Consider the following 17217-nt stretch of genomic DNA (forward strand, 5'->3'; position numbering starts at 1 on the left):
AGGAAAAATGTATACCACGGATACTTGTTGAATGTAAAACTTTTATTCTTTACAAAGAGCCTTTTCAACCAGTAGTTACTGTTTGTAAGAATAAACTAAGTAATAAAAGAATATATAAATATATTCAAGACTAGTTAAATCACTAAGACATTGTTTTGAAAGTTGTAAACTGTGATTTTACATATTAATTGAATTTATAAATGAATTTGCCTTCAGATTCTTCAATCCGAAGGCAAATAAACTTTCTGATTTTTTCTTTATTTCGCGCCCTTTGCGCCTTCGCGGTTCGTTAAAGCTGCTTCACTTCAGAAACCAACTTAGCCACCATATCCTTCGCGCTACCAAAAAGCATCGTAGTTTTATCTTTGTAGAACAACTCATTATCTACACCGGCAAAACCTGTACTCATCCCGCGCTTAATCACAATTGTCTGCTTCGCCCGATCTACTTCCAAAATTGGCATCCCAAAAATTGGGCTATTAACATCAGTACGCGCCGCCGGATTAACTACATCATTTGCCCCAATTACTAAAGCTACGTCTGCTTGCTCAAATTGGGGATTAATATCTTCCATGTCATACAACTGGGTATAAGGCACATTCGCCTCAGCCAACAACACGTTCATGTGTCCTGGCATTCTTCCCGCAACAGGGTGAATGGCATACTTAACATCAACGCCCATCCGTTCTAGTTGATCTGTTAATTCCCGGACACTATGCTGCGCTTGAGCAACCGCCATTCCATAACCAGGCACAATTACCACAGAACGGGCATAACCCAACATCATCGCGCCTTCTTCGGGATCGATGCTGCGGACAGTTTGATCGGTTGCACCACCACTAGCAGCACCACCAGTTGCGCTTCCTGTGCCAAAAGCGCTGAACAGCACGCTGAAGAGGGAGCGGTTCATTGCTTTACACATAATTTCGGTAAGGATTAATCCAGATGCTCCCACCAATGCGCCAGCGATGATTAACATATTGTTCATCACCACGAAACCTGCGGCGGATGCTGCTACACCGGATAACGAGTTCAACAGCGAAATTACCACAGGCATGTCGCCACCACCAATGGGGATGACGAACATTACACCCAATACTAAAGAAACAGCAACTACTGCTAAAAATATGGGTAGGCTATCCGGCGTGATGATTAAGTAGGCACTACCCGCTATATAAGCACCCAGAAGTAAGAGGTTAAATGGTTGCTGGAAAGGAAATGTAATCGGTGAACCGCTAATTAAACCTTGCAATTTCGCAAAGGCGAGAAAACTGCCTGTAAAGGTAACACCACCGATTAACACATCCAGCAGCATGGAAATGTTAACATCAAGGGGTACAGGTGCTCCAGAATCCAATAACCGCCAGAATTCGGCAACGGCGACTAATGCAGAAGCTGCGCCACCCAAACCGTTGAGTAAACCCACCATTTGGGGCATTTCTGTCATTTGCACTTTGTAGGCTGCGATCGCACCAATGCCTGAACCAATAGCCAAACCTAACAAAATCATCTCGTAGTTCAACACATGCTGATCCAGCATTGTGGCAACAATTGCTAGCAGCATCCCCACAGCTGCTACAACATTACCGTTCCTTGCTGTTGCTGGTGAACCCAGCTTTTTTAAACCCAGAATAAATAAGGATGCAGCGACTAAGTACGTTAACTGAATCCCAGTTGGTAGAAAATCGCTCACGCCTTAATCTCCTTTTTCTTAAACATTTGCAACATTCTGTCTGTAACTAAGAAGCCACCCACAACGTTAACTGTCGCTAGTACTACGGCAATTAAACCGAGAATGACTGACACATTCGTCTCTCTAGCACCAGAAGCTACTATCGCCCCCAGTACAGCAATGCCAGAAATCGCGTTTGATCCTGACATTAAGGGTGTGTGTAAGGTAGGTGGTACTTTGTTGATGACTTCAAACCCAATAAAAGATGCCAACACAAATACAAACAAAGCAGCAAGTAATGCCTCTGTCATGAAATAAAAACTCCTTCTGAATTAATGGGAATGGGGCATTGGGCATTGGTATTTCTTCTTGTCTCCCTTTTCCTCCTAGCCCCCTTCCTAGTCCCTAACTAACTGGCGATTGTTGAGTATTCAAAGCTGTTAAAGCGTCACTCACGCGTTGATTGCGAATTTCACCTGCATGAGTGACGCAAGCTGCTTCAACGATGTCATCGGCAAAGTTCACCTGCAAAGCTTTGTCTTTATTAATCAGCAATTGCATCAACGATGTCAGGTTCTTGGCATACAGTTGGCTGGCATGGACTGGCATCGATGATGGTAGATTGATCGGCCCGATGATGGTAACACCGTTCCAAACGATGTCTTTACCGGGATCGGTGCAGGCGCAGTTACCACCTTGTTCAGCAGCCAAGTCTACAATCACTGAACCTGGCTTCATCTGCCTCACCATTTCCTCAGTGACTAGCAGTGGGGCTTTTTTCCCTGGAACTTGGGCGGTGGTAATCACCACATCCGCATTCTTGATGTGTTCGGTAACAACTTCCTGAGTGCGTTGCTTACTAACTTCGGAAATTTCTTTGGCGTAGCCGCCAGCTGCAACAGTGTCTTCTTCGAGTTTGACTTCGACGAATTTTGCCCCTAAGCTTTGGACTTCTTCTTTGACGGCGGGACGAATATCAAAAGCTTCTACCACTGCTCCCAAGCGCCTAGCGGTGGCGATCGCTTGCAATCCGGCTACACCTGCTCCCATGATAAATATTTTCGCTGGGGCGATCGTGCCTGCGGCTGTAGTCAGCATAGGGAAGTATTTCGGCAATGCTGCGGCGGCAATTAATACAGATTTGTAACCTGCTAAGGATGCTTGCGAGGACAATGCATCCATGCTTTGGGCCCTAGTAGTACGGGGGATCAATTCCATACTCAAGGCTGTAACTTGGCGATTTGCCAGTTGTTGCACCACCAAAGGATTTCCTAAGGGATTGAGGAAGCTAATTAGTACAGCCCCTTGTTTGAGAAATTCAATTTCTGAACGTCCATCTTCACGCTCTTGTGGCGGACTGACTTTCAATAAAATATCTGTTTCGCCCCATAAAGTAGCGGGATCAGCAATAATTTTAGCTCCTGCGGCTTCATAGGCAGAATCACTAAAGAATGATCGCTCTCCCGCACCTGTTTCTACCCAAATTTCTAAACCTTGTTTTACCAATCGGGCAACGATGTCAGGAATTAAAGCTACACGACGCTCACCAACTTCTATTTCTTTAGCAACTGCTATTCTCATGAAATCTCCTGGAGATAAATACCTAAATCTCTGCCAACTGTGCAATTTCTTCGCTGAGTTATTCCCACTCTCATGCTTTATAGGCTGGGGATCTCAGCCATTGCTTTTATTCGTAGAATGAACCTTGACTATTTTCGGTTTCACTGTCGGTTCCCTAGACAAAGCCTGAGTTTGCCACTTACAGATGTCGCAATTTCAGATAATTTTAATGGGCTTACATACTGCACATCCTATGTTGATTCCCAAATTTTGCATCTGTGTCTTCAGCTTCTTTTAGGGATTGAAAAATTTTGTATTCCTATATTACATAGTGCAATATGCATCCACTTAGAAAAACTTGATTATTCCCAAAGTAATTTTTGATGATTAGTACTTGGATTCACGCTTGTTTTTATCAATCTAGCCCAACTTAACAGGCGATCGCTGATTGTATGGCTCAATTTTTATAACAAAACTCTTACAATTTAGATACACTTATACATATTAAGAAACACAATCTCATCCCAACACTGTGTTTCTATCTAGCGGAAACAGGATAGTTCGACGTAATTTCAAGGCTTGTAGTTAGCGGCTCAACCGCTTACCGCAGCACTAAAGTACTTAACTCAGAACTCGTCATAGTTTCTGTGGCAGGCTGCTAGTTCTCAGTTGAACCAGCCAACAAGCAAATAGCTAGTCCGTAAAGGTAGTGAGGCGAATAAAAACAATGTCAAAAATATTACTACAATCCTCCTGTTCAGATAACTCAAGCAGATGGCACTTTTAATGACTATTTACCGTCTATTTTGAGAAAGCCAGTAGTAAAGTTTAGTTACGAATACTAAACTTTTAGTTATTTAGATAACCAAGCATACTATCTGATAGAGGAGCCTAACTATGCGACATTTACTTTTGAGAAGTTCAGAACGGCGGAAGCCGCCGCTGCGACTTCTGTCTACTTTAGCCGTGACTAGCTGTTTGCTGACGGGTTTTCAAGCTGTAAGCTGGGCACAGAGTTTACCAGGATTGACTTTATTTAGCGGTGTCAAAAGCGAGAATCAACTGCCATTCCGTTTAGATTTTGGCGGACAATCTGATGGCTGGGACCGATATATACTAAGAATTCCAGCCCAAAAAATGAAATTAGCAGTAGCGCAATTTGCTATTACATACCCTGATTATTACAAAGGGAAATTTGATCCCAAACAGATTGAGGTGAAGGTTAAAGACAAAGCAGTTCCCCTTTCTGAGGTGAAGTGGGATAAGGAAGGTCACGTGATTCAAATTTACCCGCAAGAGCCAGTACCAGCAGGTAGTAGGGTAGAAGTTGTGTTGTCTAACGTGAAAAACCCAACATTTGGTGGAACTTTCTATTTCAACTGCCAAATCCTCTCTCCTGGTGATGTACCACTATTGCGTTATTTGGGATCGTGGATTTTGATGATCAGTTAATTCAAGGTCCATTTGTGATTGGGCTGAGGAAAATTAAGGGATAAAGAAGGCAAAGTGAGACAGATCTGCGAGAGGAACGCCACTGCGCCCTTACGGGTTTCCCGGCTTGTACTCCTGCGGAGAACCCGAAGGGTAGCAGGTGGCGTTTTCCCTCCGCAGGCGACTCCAAATCCGAAGGGGAGACAGGAGAATAATTAGGGGCAGTGACCCTTAACTCTTGACTGTTTACCGGAATCTCTAAGTTTTGCCTGTAATAGTGATACAATAAGAGATTGTGACTTTTTATAAAAATCACCTAAGAGGAGCACAGTATGCAAAGAACCCTGGGCGGTACCAACCGTAAGAGAAAAAGAACCTCTGGCTTTCGCGCTAGAATGCGTACTCCAGATGGAAGAAACGTAATTAGCGCTAGGAGAAAAAAGGGTCGTCATCGTTTGAGCGTTTAGGGCATAGTAGGCGAAAGAGCATCTGTGGCTTTGCCCAAGGCGAATCGGCTGAAATCCCGAAAAGATTTCCAGGCAGTTTTCCGAGAAGGAATTCGGCGTCATGGTTCCTATTTAACATTAAGGGCCCTGAAACCGTCGGTTGCTAAACAGCCTTCTTTGGATACTGCCCCTGAGAATACACAGTTAACTGATACTGCACATCTGGATAGCACAAAGTTTGGCATTTCCATTAGCACCAAAGTCAGCAAGCGTGCAGTAGTCCGCAACCGGATCAAAAGGCAAATAACGGTAGCTTTGTATCAGTTGTTGCCCAGATTGTCACCTGGATGGCGGTTAGTGATAGTTGTGAAACCAACAGCAGCAGAACTAGAGTGCGTAAGCCAACAATTTCTGCAAGAATTAGAGCAGTTGTTAGCACAAGCCGAGGTACTAAATGGGCATTCGTGAAGAAATTTATTATGAAGGCGGCCCTCATATTGGGGATTTGATTGTGAACCTGCTGATTGGACTAACTGTCGTCGGGATACCATTGACAGTTGGGGCTATTGTCAGGGCTTTGTGGCTACGCTTCCGCATCACCGATCGCCGGATTTCTGTGATGGGAGGTTGGATGGGACGCGATCGCACTGACGTAATTTACTCAGAAATTGTCAAAATCGTCAAAGTTCCCCGTGGTATTGGCATATGGGGAGATATGGTGCTAACTCTCAGAAATGGTAGTCGTCTGGAAATGCGGGCTGTTCCCAAGTTTCGGGAAGTTTATGACTATATCAGCGAAAGAGTTGCTGCAAAAAATTCTGAATATAGCGCGGCTGCTAAGTAATTAGACAGTTGAGAGTTTTCAGTGCTGAGAAGAAGCGATCGCACTGCTTTCCCATGTAGTAGGTGGCGTTGCTGAGTAATGTGGAACAGAGGCACAAACAGTTAATAATCAACCATTAAGATTGTGATGACTCAGTTAAATAAATTTAGTTTTCATCATTCTTGCCTACTTCCTCACTCATTACTCATCACTCAGCACTCAGCAATTTGAATGTGCGGCTATCCGTAGTGAATGATAGTCGCAGACAAATCATGATTTAGATAAATTAGATTCAGTTAGTTTACAGTACCTCAGGTTGAATTCAGAATAATGGATTTTGGTATCGGGTTTCTCTCGAACAACGTGATGCTGCCAATCATAGACTTTTTCTATGGCATTTTGCCTAGCTATGGATTGGCGATCGTTGCCTTGACATTGATAGTCCGCTTCGCGCTCTATCCCCTGAGTGCTGGTTCCATTCGGAGTATGCGGCGGATGCGGATTGTGCAGCCTCTGATGCAAAAGCGGATGGCAGAAATTAAGGAGCGTTATAAAGACGATCCGCAAAAGCAGCAAGAGGAAATGGTTAACGTCCAAAAAGAATTTGGCAACCCTCTGGCTGGCTGTTTACCACTACTGTTGCAAATGCCAGTGTTGTTGGCTCTGTTTGCCACTTTGCGGGGTTCACCCTTTGCTGGCGTTAACTACAGCGTTAATCTGCAAGTCTTTCCTTCCGAACAAATCGAACGAATTCAACCCCAAGCCTTTGCTACTCCTCCCCAAAACATCTACATTGCTGATGGGGAACACAGTCGTATTACAGCTATTCTCCCTGGAGGCAATAAATTAGCCGTAGGAGAAAGAACCAAGATACAATACCAGACTGTTGACGGCAAACCATTTCAGGTGCTTTTGGCAGAACACCCAGAAAATAAGTTGATTCCCGAATGGAAAATTACTAAAGGGGAAGACAGAATCAAAATTGACGCTGACGGCAATATAGAAGCCTTACAGCCTGGAGATGTGACAATTCAAGGCACTATTCCTGGACTGGCAGCAGATAAAGGATTTCTGTTCATCGATGCCTTAGGTAGAGTAGGCGCAACCGATCCCGACGGTACAATCCACTGGGATATTGTCGCTATGGTAATTTTCTTTGGGATCAGTCTCTACGTTAGCCAAATTCTTTCCGGGCAAAATTCCAGCGGAGGCAACCCACAGCAGGATACAGTTAATAAAATCACCCCAGTCATCTTTTCAGGGATGTTTTTGTTCTTCCCTCTGCCAGCTGGGGTTTTGATGTATATGGTGATTGGGAATATCTTCCAAACTCTGCAAACCTTTATTCTCTCGCGCGAACCCTTACCGGAAGAACTGCAAAAAATCGTAGCAACCCAAGAAAAAGAAGCAGCAACGGCAGAACAGAAGGCATTGCCGTTTGAGCCAAAAAGTTCTAAGAAAAAGGCTACAAACTGATCATGAGTAACAGTCCCATGCAGCGAGGGCAGCAGTGGTTAAAAACGCTGCTGCTACTTAATGGGGTATCTGCTGAGGTTGAGGGTAATTTAGAACCTGCTCAACCTCAGAGCGGCGACTCCGAAGAACCAGATAACTACTGGTTGACGATTGACGAAACAAACCTCAACCCTGAACAAATCAGAGTTTTGATTGGGGCTGATGGTTCAGTCCTAGATGCAATTCAGTATCTAGCTAATTCAGTACTGAACTTAAACCAACCACAAGAAGAGCAAGCCTCTTATACCATTGAGTTGAATGGCTACCGCGTCAAAAGAGAAGCGGAAATTCGAGCATTGGCAGAGGCCGCATCCCAAGAAGTGCGAGCTACGGGTAGAGAGGTAGAAATCAAATCGCTTAGTTCGGCCGAACGGCGGCAAATTCACACATTTTTAAAGGAATTTAGCGATTTAGAAACCTTTAGTCGCGGTAAAGAGCCACATCGTCATCTTGTAGTTCGTCCCGCGATCGCACAGTAGAAGAAGTTGGAGAGCAGGGAAAGCAGAGCAGCAAGGACAGGAAGAAATAATTAATAATTACTTGCTTCTTGAGTTTTGACTCTTAACTCATTGCTCAGCACTTTTTCTTGAGCGCTAAAAGCTAAAATAAAGATCTAAATATCAGCAAATTTGCTGGTAATTAAACTAAGTTAAGTTTCGTGAGGATGTCTCACAAATCCTATGGACGCAATTTTTATTCCGCAGCTCACCAAAGCCCCGGAGCGGACAGAGGAAATTCAAGTTCAGGATTTTCTGCCTGGTTTGGAAACTTTGACCCCTGTTCGTGGTGTTATTCGCGTGCAGCATCTAGGTAATTACTTAGAAGTATCTGGTCAGGCAGAAGCAATTATTACTTGTACTTGTAACCGCTGCTTACAGCAATACAATCAGCGTTTAGTAGTTGATACCAAGGAAATTATTTGGTTAGACGCAACAGCTAACCAACCGCAAGACTTGCCTCTGGAAAGAGAAGTAACGGTAGAAGATTTGGTAGAAAGTCTGCCACCTGATGGTTATTTTCATCCCAGCGAATGGCTGTATGAGCAGATGTGTTTAGAATTGCCTCAGCGCCAGCTATGCGATCTCAATTGCCCAGGTATTTTGAGTACTGCTGCTGATAGTTCCGAAAAGCCAGTTGATAACCGTTGGGCTTCTTTGGAAGCGCTGAAAAAGCAGCTTCCAGGATAGTCGATTAGATTTATACTCAGCACACTTTAGTGCTGAATTTGAGCGCTCAAGCGCTCACTACAGATATTTTTAATAGTGCTAGCAGTAGCCAATAATAATCAATATTTTGACGTTCTTGATTAATCTTATATCTAGCGACGTAGCACCAGAAAAGCAATTAAGCCAATAAGAAAACAAAGCGCAAATTTTGTCCAAGGTTTTTGAATTAATTGGATAAATCTTGGTATGGCTCCGGGTGAGGAAGTTTTGATCTGGTTGGAGATGGGTATAACTACGGACCAGAGGATTTATCAAATTCCTGATTGTTTCCGTTTTTAGTTTTTTAGTTGTGACAGACAGTACAACCCTTAACAATGAGAGAAGAACGAATAAACCAATTAACAGCTACTTATGACCTTCCGTGATGAGTTTAAACTGCTGCTACGTGCCCGTTATCCTTTAATTTATATTCCCACATACGAAGAGGAACGGGTAGAAGCAGCGATCCGGGAAGAAGCCACCAACCAGGGTAATCGCCCAGTGTATACTTGGGATTTTGTTGATGGCTACCAGGGGAATCCTAATGATGCGGGGTTTGGGCGGCGTAATCCTCTGCAAGCTTTGGAATTTATCGAAAAATTGCCAGCTTCTGCACCAGCGGTATTGATTCTGCGAGACTATCATCGATTTTTAGAAGATGTGGCGATCGCACGTAAAGTCCGTAACTTGACTCGACTTCTGAAGTCGCAACCGAAAAATATTGTGATTTTGTCACCTCGGATTGCAATTCCTGACGATTTAACCGAAGTGCTGACAGTCGTTGAATTCCCCTTACCAGCCGCCGCCGAGATTAAAATCGAGGTGGAACGTTTACTGCAAGTGACTAGTAATTCGCTGTCTGGGAAAGTCATAGATGATTTAGTACGCTCTTGTCAAGGGCTATCAATGGAACGGATTCGCCGGGTTTTGGCAAAAGCGATCGCCACTCACGGCGAATTGCAACCAGAAGATGTGGATCTAGTTTTGGAAGAAAAGCGTCAAACTATCCGCCAAACCCAAATCTTAGACTTCTACCCCGCCACTGAGCAAATTTCTGATATTGGGGGACTGGATAACCTCAAAGATTGGCTGCTACGCCGGGGTGGCTCATTTACAGAACGAGCGCGACAGTACGGATTACCACACCCGCGGGGTTTAATGTTGGTGGGTATTCAGGGTACGGGGAAATCTTTAACAGCAAAAGCGATCGCCCATCATTGGCATTTACCCTTACTGCGCCTAGACGTGGGAAGGTTATTTGGTGGTTTGGTAGGTGAATCGGAATCGCGGACTCGCCAAATGATTCAAGTAGCTGAAGCTTTAGCACCCTGTGTTTTGTGGATTGATGAAATAGATAAAGCTTTTTCTGGGCTTGGTAGTAAAGGGGATGCAGGAACTACGAGCCGCGTATTTGGTACATTTATTAACTGGTTAGCCGAAAAAACCTCGCCTGTCTTTGTTGTCGCTACCGCTAACGATATCCAAGCTTTACCACCAGAAATGCTCCGTAAAGGGCGATTTGATGAAATATTCTTTGTCGGTTTACCCACCCAAGAAGAGAGAAAAGCAATTTTTAACGTTCATTTATCCCGACTACGCCCTCATAACTTGAAAAGTTATGACATCGATCGGCTAGCATATGAGACACCCGATTTTTCTGGAGCAGAGATTGAGCAAACTTTAATTGAAGCGATGCATATCGGATTTAGTCAAAATCGCGACTTTACCAACGACGACATTTTAGAAGCTGCTAGTCAGATCATCCCCTTGGCGCGCACTGCTGTAGAGCAGATCCAGCAACTACAAGAATGGGCTGCGGCTGGAAGAGCACGGTTAGCATCGAAACAAAGCCCGTTAAGCGATACCTTTGGTAAGCTACGCTAACGCATTCAACGGCAGCTGCAATCATAGGTAGTCAAAATTCTAGAGTCAATCATCTAATGTTCAGAGTCATTAATAATTGACTATTGACCCTTGACCATTGACCATTGACTCTTGACAATTGAGCATTGGTGATGAGGTTATAAATTATGTTTTCTAACGTACTAAAATTTATACTTGGGTTTTTCTTGGCGATCGCTATTTTAATCGGTACTGGTGTTGCTACAGCGCTTTATTTCATGAATCGAACTGCCATACCCCCGACTAAACCAGTTTTTTCCAACGATCACCCCACCCAGAGAACCCAAACTGTCAAAGCAACTGAAAAAGTAGCGACGAAGACTAGCTCCTCGCCCGAAACATCTCCCAGCCCAACTGCTTCACCTACACCTACTCCTACTGAATCTCCCAAGACTCAGGAATCACCAAAACCATTACCACCAGGAGCTTACCAAGGAAAAGTAACTTGGTCTCAAGGCTTGAGTTTGCGAACCGAACCCAAACAAGATGCTCAACGTGTTGGTGGAGTTGGTTTTAATCAAAAAGTTGTAATTTTAGAAGAAAGTGACGATAAATTGTGGCAGAAAATTCGTCAGGAAGATACCAATCAAGAAGGCTGGGTGAAAGCCGGGAATACTCAACGAATTGAGGAAAACGAGGCAGTACAACAGCCAGAAAAACCAACACAAGACCAATAGACAGCTAAAGCACTGTAACTTGATTAAAGCAGAATTCAGGAGTTAGAATTCAGAATTCAGAAGTAAAACAATCTTTATGCTTGGGTTTGAGGCTTAGGCTCTGTACTTCACTAACTTGAAATTTGCTGTAAATATTTGTTTGATTCAATTAACCTGGGGTAGCCTTGCTCGCCAGGTTGCTTTTTTTATCAGTATTAATTCTTTTAAGTTCTGGATATCCTATAGTATACTGGTACCAAAAATTTCTCATAAACTTACTAGCAAGTAACTCTACTGTTGTGATGTTCATCAACTCAAGTACTTAGATGATGCGATCGCACAACAAAATATGAAAATTTTTATTTCTACTACCTACTGCCTTGAAAGTGCTGAGTCAAGAGTTAATAAGCAGGAGGCAAAGGTCATTAGGTATTCTTTGTTGCCTCCCTTGCCTTTTTTATCCACCTATTTCCTAGCCCCTAGCATCTAACCCTCTATATTTATGGAAGCCATTGGTTATCTACACTCCGAAGCACCTAAAAGCCTTGAGATTGTTCCTGCTCAAGGAAATTTTAGATTCTGGAATTGGACAAAGCTGTCTAGCACAGTTGCAATACGTTTTTTATCTGTAGGAATAACCTTGGCAATTCTCAGTATAGCTGGGCAAAGTTTAGCACTTCAAAAAGTAGGAAATAATGGCTCTGAAGTGGCAAGTATTCAGAGTTGTTTAAAAAAGTTAGGTTACTTTCGCGGTCCAGTCAACGGTAACTTTGGTTCCATAACCCAGCAAGCTGTCATTGCTTTCCAGCAAGCTAATAAACTACCTGCTGATGGAGTTGTTGGCGTTGGTACTCAGCGATCGCTACAACAAGCGTGCCAAAGTAGAACAGTTAATAGGAATGTCAATAGTAATCTGCAATTAGGCAGTAGAGGACCAGAAGTTGTCAAGCTGCAACAGCGTTTGCAGCAGTCAGGCTATTTTCAAGGTCCAATTACAGGCTATTTTGGCCCACAAACTCAGCAGGCGCTAATCCGTTCCCAGCAATCTTCTAGAGGTCGTGCTAAACCTGTGATTCCTCGCAGAGTCCCACAAGCAACGCTGAACAGACCAAGCCAAGGAGGTGATTATCCTTCGATATCTCAAGGCAGTCAAGGCCCAGCGGTAACGAGATTACAACAGCGTTTGCAACAGTTAGGTTATTTGAATACTAATCCGACTGGTAATTTTGGACCCCTCACTAGAGATGCTTTAATTGCATTCCAGCGGAATTCTGGCATAACTGCTGATGGGATTGCCAATCAACAAACTTGGAATAGATTGCTGAATCCATCTGTAGGTGTATTGCCAGATAGAACTAGTCTTTCTGCTCAGCAAGTGCGAGAACTGCAAGAGCATTTACGAGATCTAGGGTACTTGCAAGCTAATCCGACTGGCAATTTTGGCCCTATGAGTAGGGATGGTCTCATCCGATTCCAGAGAGATTACCAACTAGCTGCCGATGGTATAGCCGATACCCAAGCCTTGGAAGCAGTACGTGGAGCCTGGCAAAATAGAACTGCCAATCAACCAGCCAGAAACTATCTGACTATCGGTGACAATGGAGAGAATGTCAGGGCAGTTCAAGCACGTCTGTTGCAATTAGGCTTTTTTAATGGCAATCCTGATGGCTATTATGGTGAAAATACCAGAGCGTATGTGTATGCCTTCCAGCAATATTCCCGACTCAATCCTACAGGGAATGTAGACGCACAAACTTGGCAAGCCTTAGGTTTGAATAATTCTACTGGAGAGAATACTGTTAATCCTAATAATAAGAATCGCTATATAGTAGTAGTCCCGATTCACAATGCTGATACTCTCAACAAAGTACGTCAGTATATAGCTAATCCTGTTGTGGAAAAATCAAGTTTAGGGGATTATGTCAATGCGGGAAGATTTGGCAATCGCACAGAGGCAGAAAATCTCTCTAAACTTTTACGCTCTTACGGTTTAGATGCAAGAGTGGAATATTTTTAAGCACTTTAATAGCGGTTTGCTGCTGAGTACAATCCAACTTGGAATTAAAATCTAAAATTGGTATCACTTGGTATCATTTCCATCTTTCGTCAGGTGCGAAGCTGAAGTGAAACAGACTAAGCTACCTCTAGCTGAGGTGGCTTTGTGTTTACTGTTTTTGGTTGCTTAAAAGATGGATTTTAGCCAAACTTTAATTGAAAAAAATGATGCCATTATCGATCGCTGGGTAGAAGCGGTTTACCAAGATCAACAAATTGAAGCTACTCAAGAATTGACTTTCAAAGCTGTCAGGGATAGCCTACCTCGTGTTTTGAATGCATTGGCGACAGTACTTTCTGAATCTGCAAAGAGTGATTTGCAGACTGTAGTCGATGCAAGTCTAGAACATGGTAGGATTCGTGCAGAACAAGGATTTGAGCCAGCAGAGATTGCGCGAGAGTATCGTTTACTGCGATTTGTAATTTTTTCTCTTTTAGAAGAAGATTTAATACAAGCATCCCCAGTGGAGATGCTGCGAGCTGTACGCCTGATTGATACGGTAATTGATGAAGCGATCGCCCGTTGCTTTAGCAGCTATACTTATGGACGATTAGAAGAGGTCAAACAACTCCAAAACCAGTTGCGTTTGACTAATCAAGAGCTAACTCGTTTGGTTCGCGCCAGTAAAGATAGTCTCTCTCATTTGGCTCATGAACTGAAAACGCCTTTAACTTCAATCATTGGTTACGCAGACTTATTTCTGCGCCAGCATCGTCAACAACAGCCGGAGATCAAGGATTCACATCAAAATCTCGAAAGTATCGAGCGAGTTTTAAAAAGTGGTAGGCTGATTCTACATTTAATTAACGATACTTTAGAAATTTCCCGTTATGATGCGGGCACGATGAGATTACAGCCGACCTTATCGAATGTACGTGGATTAATCAACTCAGTTGTGGAGATTGTTGAGCCTTTAGCACGTGCTAAAGAATTAGCCTTGATTGTTAATTGCGAAAGCGCTCCAGATCAAGTTATTACCGATCCGCTGCGATTTCAGCAAATTCTTACCAATTTACTCAGCAATGCAATTCGATACACTGAATCTGGTAGCGTTACTTTGGATTGTTGGCAAGTATCTCAGCAGCAGTGGGTTATCTCTGTTACCGATACGGGTATTGGGATTCCGCTGGATGCTCAAACAGAAATTTTTCAACCTTATTTTCGTGCAGTAACCGAGCAAAAAGATCTAGGTTCTGATGGTACAGGATTGGGATTGGCAATTGTGTCTCGCTTAGTCCAGTTAATGCAAGGTGAAATCAAGGTAGTTTCACAACCAGGTGAAGGCTCTACATTTACAGTGCTTTTGCCATTAGAAGCGATCGCCCATGAAAATAATCAAGTAAATGGCAGAAAGTAAGGTTAAATAACCAACAATGTACAGCGAATATTGTTTTTTTTCAAAACCGCGATCGCTCAATTATTTATCATGTCTGATACTTTTTATCTATAACTAGTAGCAAAAGAAAAACTAAAAATACGAACTTATACTTACTATAGCTTAGAAAATTATACTCAAATTCATCAAGCTAATTCTACCATTAAATTTTGAAGGTAAACAATTCATTCCTTCTATTAAGTATGCCTAATTACTTATACTTTCCACAGTCATAGTACCCCAATCCGATTTTACTGTTAGAAAAAACCGGGTTAGGGTTATTTGAATTTATAAGTAATTAAACAAATTGGTATTACAGGGCAAGGTGTTCCTGGTTTATATATAATTTAATCGATGATGAGTATTCACTCTACTATTAAGGATGAGTGCCTCTTGTCTTGCAAATCAAGCAGAAAACAGAAGAGGTAAATACATTCATAAATTTGTTATATAGGAATTACATAGGTATTGCAGTTGAAATTGACGGTTCTATACTGTTCAACTTCTCAGGACATTTGTCAAAGGTAAGGTACTAGTACCGCTGCCGAGTAAATCAAAAGTTACCCTACCCTGCGGGAACGACTACGCTCAGGGTAAAAAAGTCAAAACAATTGTATTCCGGCCTTTTGCAGCATTGTTAATGGTCTGTTGTCTTACAAAGTTTGGCGGGACGGAAACCGACACCGCCAACGCCCTTCGGGTTCGCCAGTTCCCTACGGCGGGAAACCCGCCTTCAGGACTGGACTCACCAGTTGCTTTAAGCCGGGGAACCCTTTCGGCAGTTGCTCTGGGGATTGGGGGCGAACCCCCAAGACCGCACTGCCGACGCTCCTACGTCGCTACCGCTACGCTAACACCAAAACACTGGCTCAACTTTGCGCTATTTACGCCGTGCTGTACTAGTATGCTGCAACTTCAAGTGATACCAATTTAAAAAGAGATGATCGCAGATTGATTACTTTAAAAATTGATTTGTATTTATCATGGACATTTAATTTTTTATATATGACAACCAACTTTAACCTTTTATCTAGACAATAGCTTCTACAATTTGCTACTTTACTGGCTGATTAAAAAGTTACAGCTAATCTATGTTATCTACCCTACTTCCACATCGAAAAAACACCAGTTATTATGACTCCATGCTGATCGGCATAAAAAAGCTTGTATATTAGCACAGTAAACAACTTCACACATCCTAATAGAGGAATAAGGAATGCTGGAATTATTGAGTTCAGGTTTGGTAACGCTCTGGTTGGAAATGGCTGGGTTACAGATCAAGCCTTTAGATGCCTTAGATGCATTGGCTTGGCAAAGTAGCCCTGGCTTGGTTCTTGCCCCTGATCCCAATCCAGCTAGCGCTAATACAGTCCAAGACTATCTTAAGGGGTTGATCACATCGAAACTAATTGCCCAAAATCTCACAGATAGTCAGGGAATTTGGATGCAGTCGGGACCTATGCTCATGGCTAATCACCAAGGGACGACACCTCTGCCGGCTGCTTCTTTAACTAAAGTTGCCACCTCTCTAGTTGCTTTCAAAACTTGGGGTCCCGATTACCAATTTGAGACTTTGATCAGTACCACAGGGCCAGTGGTCAATGGTGTATTGCAAGGTGATTTGGTGATTACTGGTGGTGGCGATCCGATGATGGTTTGGGAAGAAGCGATCGCTCTTGGTAATACTCTCAACCGCATGGGTATTAAGCAAGTGAAAGGAAATTTGGTAATTGCTGGCTCTTTTGCTATGAATTTCCAACGTCATCCGCTGTTAGCAGGTCAGTTATTTAAGCAAGCATTGAATTCTGCAATTTGGACTCGCCCAGCGATTTATACATACTCGATTATGCCTAAGGGAACGCCCAAACCTCAGGTAGCGATCGCAGGTACTGTTAAAGTTGAGGCACAGCCAAATCCTCAACGAGCTGTGCTGATTCGTCACCTGTCTTTGCCGTTGAAACAAATCATCAAAGAGATGAACGTTTACAGCAACAACGACATAGCAGAAATGCTGGCGGAATCTGTAGGAGGAGCAACCGTAGTGCAATCAACTGCTGCTCAGTTGGCTAGAGTTCCCGATGCAGAAATTCAGTTAATCAATGGTTCTGGACTGGGCCCTGAAAATCGCATTTCTCCAAGAGCTGTATGTGCGATGTTTATGGCAATGCAACAAGAAGCGGCAGCCCGCGATTTGACTTTAGCCGATCTGTTTCCTATGTCTGGATTCGATCATCGGGGAACACTACACTCCAGACATATACCTGTTGCAACAGTAATTAAAACTGGTACTCTCCGAGATGTCAGTGCTTTAGCGGGTGTAATGCCGACACGTGATCGAGGTTTGGTCTGGTTTGCTATTCTTAACCGTGGCCCAAATGTTTCAGGCTTCCGTGCTGGACAAGATCAACTATTGCAACGTCTGGTACAAAAGTTGCAATTAGCTCCCCAAGTCCCTGCGTCTCTTACCCCGCACTCAACCATAAACACATTACCCGACCTAGGTGCAAGCAGCCGTAATGAAGTTATTTTTAAAAGTTAGTCATTAGTCAAAAGTCAAAACTCCACAGTTCAATGAG

The 17217-nt window shown here is 43.2% G+C and carries 16 protein-coding genes; 13 read left to right on the forward strand and 3 right to left on the reverse strand.

Annotated elements, in window-relative coordinates:
- Positions 1 to 289 precede the first annotated feature (289 nt).
- The 3 genes from BV372_RS32675 to BV372_RS32685 all read right to left on the reverse strand — a co-directional run bounded on the left by BV372_RS32675 (position 290) and on the right by BV372_RS32685 (position 3253).
- Positions 290 to 1693: an NAD(P)(+) transhydrogenase (Re/Si-specific) subunit beta gene (locus BV372_RS32675; RefSeq protein WP_086691365.1), complete on the reverse strand. Its 1404-nt coding sequence runs from the start codon at positions 1691 to 1693 to the stop codon at positions 290 to 292.
- Positions 1690 to 1983, reverse strand: a complete 294-nt coding sequence (locus tag BV372_RS32680; RefSeq protein ID WP_086691366.1) for an NAD(P) transhydrogenase subunit alpha — start codon at positions 1981 to 1983, stop codon at positions 1690 to 1692. The genes BV372_RS32675 and BV372_RS32680 overlap by 4 nt, the downstream gene beginning before the upstream one ends.
- A 94-nt stretch (positions 1984 to 2077) precedes the next feature.
- Positions 2078 to 3253, reverse strand: a complete 1176-nt coding sequence (locus tag BV372_RS32685) for a Re/Si-specific NAD(P)(+) transhydrogenase subunit alpha (protein WP_086691368.1) — start codon at positions 3251 to 3253, stop codon at positions 2078 to 2080.
- Between the two features lie 876 nt (positions 3254 to 4129).
- Here BV372_RS32685 and BV372_RS32690 point away from each other — a divergent pair.
- The 13 genes from BV372_RS32690 to BV372_RS32750 all read left to right on the forward strand — a co-directional run bounded on the left by BV372_RS32690 (position 4130) and on the right by BV372_RS32750 (position 17180).
- Positions 4130 to 4684 (forward strand): DUF2808 domain-containing protein, encoded by a 555-nt coding sequence (locus BV372_RS32690; RefSeq protein WP_086691370.1) that lies wholly within the window; start codon positions 4130 to 4132, stop codon positions 4682 to 4684.
- A gap of 311 nt (positions 4685 to 4995) precedes the next feature.
- The gene (gene rpmH, locus BV372_RS32695; protein ID WP_015129556.1) at positions 4996 to 5130 is read left to right on the forward strand and encodes a 50S ribosomal protein L34; all 135 of its coding nucleotides are present in this window, start codon (positions 4996 to 4998) and stop codon (positions 5128 to 5130) included.
- A 24-nt stretch (positions 5131 to 5154) separates the two neighbouring features.
- Positions 5155 to 5577, forward strand: a complete 423-nt coding sequence (gene rnpA / locus BV372_RS32700; RefSeq protein WP_086691372.1) for a ribonuclease P protein component — start codon at positions 5155 to 5157, stop codon at positions 5575 to 5577.
- A complete protein-coding gene (locus BV372_RS32705) occupies positions 5564 to 5953 on the forward strand; it encodes a PH domain-containing protein (protein WP_086691374.1) in 390 nt (129 codons plus the stop codon). Before rnpA ends, BV372_RS32705 begins: the two co-directional genes overlap by 14 nt.
- Before the next feature lie 309 nt (positions 5954 to 6262).
- Entirely contained in the window at positions 6263 to 7408 is a 1146-nt protein-coding gene (gene yidC / locus BV372_RS32710; RefSeq protein WP_086691376.1) for a membrane protein insertase YidC, read from the forward strand.
- 2 nt (positions 7409 to 7410) lie between these two features.
- Complete coding sequence (locus BV372_RS32715) at positions 7411 to 7926, forward strand: R3H domain-containing nucleic acid-binding protein (protein WP_086691377.1); 516 nt, start codon at positions 7411 to 7413, stop codon at positions 7924 to 7926.
- Positions 7927 to 8127: 201 nt separating this feature from the next.
- Positions 8128 to 8634, forward strand: coding sequence for a DUF177 domain-containing protein (locus BV372_RS32720; protein ID WP_086691379.1), 507 nt, complete (start codon positions 8128 to 8130; stop codon positions 8632 to 8634).
- Between the two features lie 390 nt (positions 8635 to 9024).
- Complete coding sequence (locus tag BV372_RS32725) at positions 9025 to 10536, forward strand: AAA family ATPase (protein WP_086691381.1); 1512 nt, start codon at positions 9025 to 9027, stop codon at positions 10534 to 10536.
- 146 nt (positions 10537 to 10682) lie between these two features.
- Positions 10683 to 11231 carry an SH3 domain-containing protein gene (locus BV372_RS32730; protein WP_086691383.1) on the forward strand — a complete coding sequence of 183 codons (549 nt, stop codon included), beginning with the start codon at positions 10683 to 10685 and terminating at the stop codon, positions 11229 to 11231.
- A 481-nt stretch (positions 11232 to 11712) separates the two neighbouring features.
- Entirely contained in the window at positions 11713 to 13227 is a 1515-nt protein-coding gene (locus BV372_RS32735) for a peptidoglycan-binding protein (protein ID WP_086691385.1), read from the forward strand.
- A 172-nt stretch (positions 13228 to 13399) separates the two neighbouring features.
- Positions 13400 to 14623, forward strand: coding sequence for a HAMP domain-containing sensor histidine kinase (locus BV372_RS32740; protein ID WP_086691387.1), 1224 nt, complete (start codon positions 13400 to 13402; stop codon positions 14621 to 14623).
- 658 nt (positions 14624 to 15281) lie between these two features.
- A complete protein-coding gene (locus BV372_RS32745; RefSeq protein WP_086691389.1) occupies positions 15282 to 15575 on the forward strand; it encodes a hypothetical protein in 294 nt (97 codons plus the stop codon).
- A gap of 282 nt (positions 15576 to 15857) precedes the next feature.
- Positions 15858 to 17180, forward strand: a complete 1323-nt coding sequence (locus tag BV372_RS32750) for a D-alanyl-D-alanine carboxypeptidase (RefSeq protein WP_086691391.1) — start codon at positions 15858 to 15860, stop codon at positions 17178 to 17180.
- Positions 17181 to 17217: the final 37 nt, after the last annotated feature.

This window comes from Nostoc sp. T09, from assembly GCF_002154695.1.
Taxonomy (GTDB): domain Bacteria; phylum Cyanobacteriota; class Cyanobacteriia; order Cyanobacteriales; family Nostocaceae; genus Aulosira.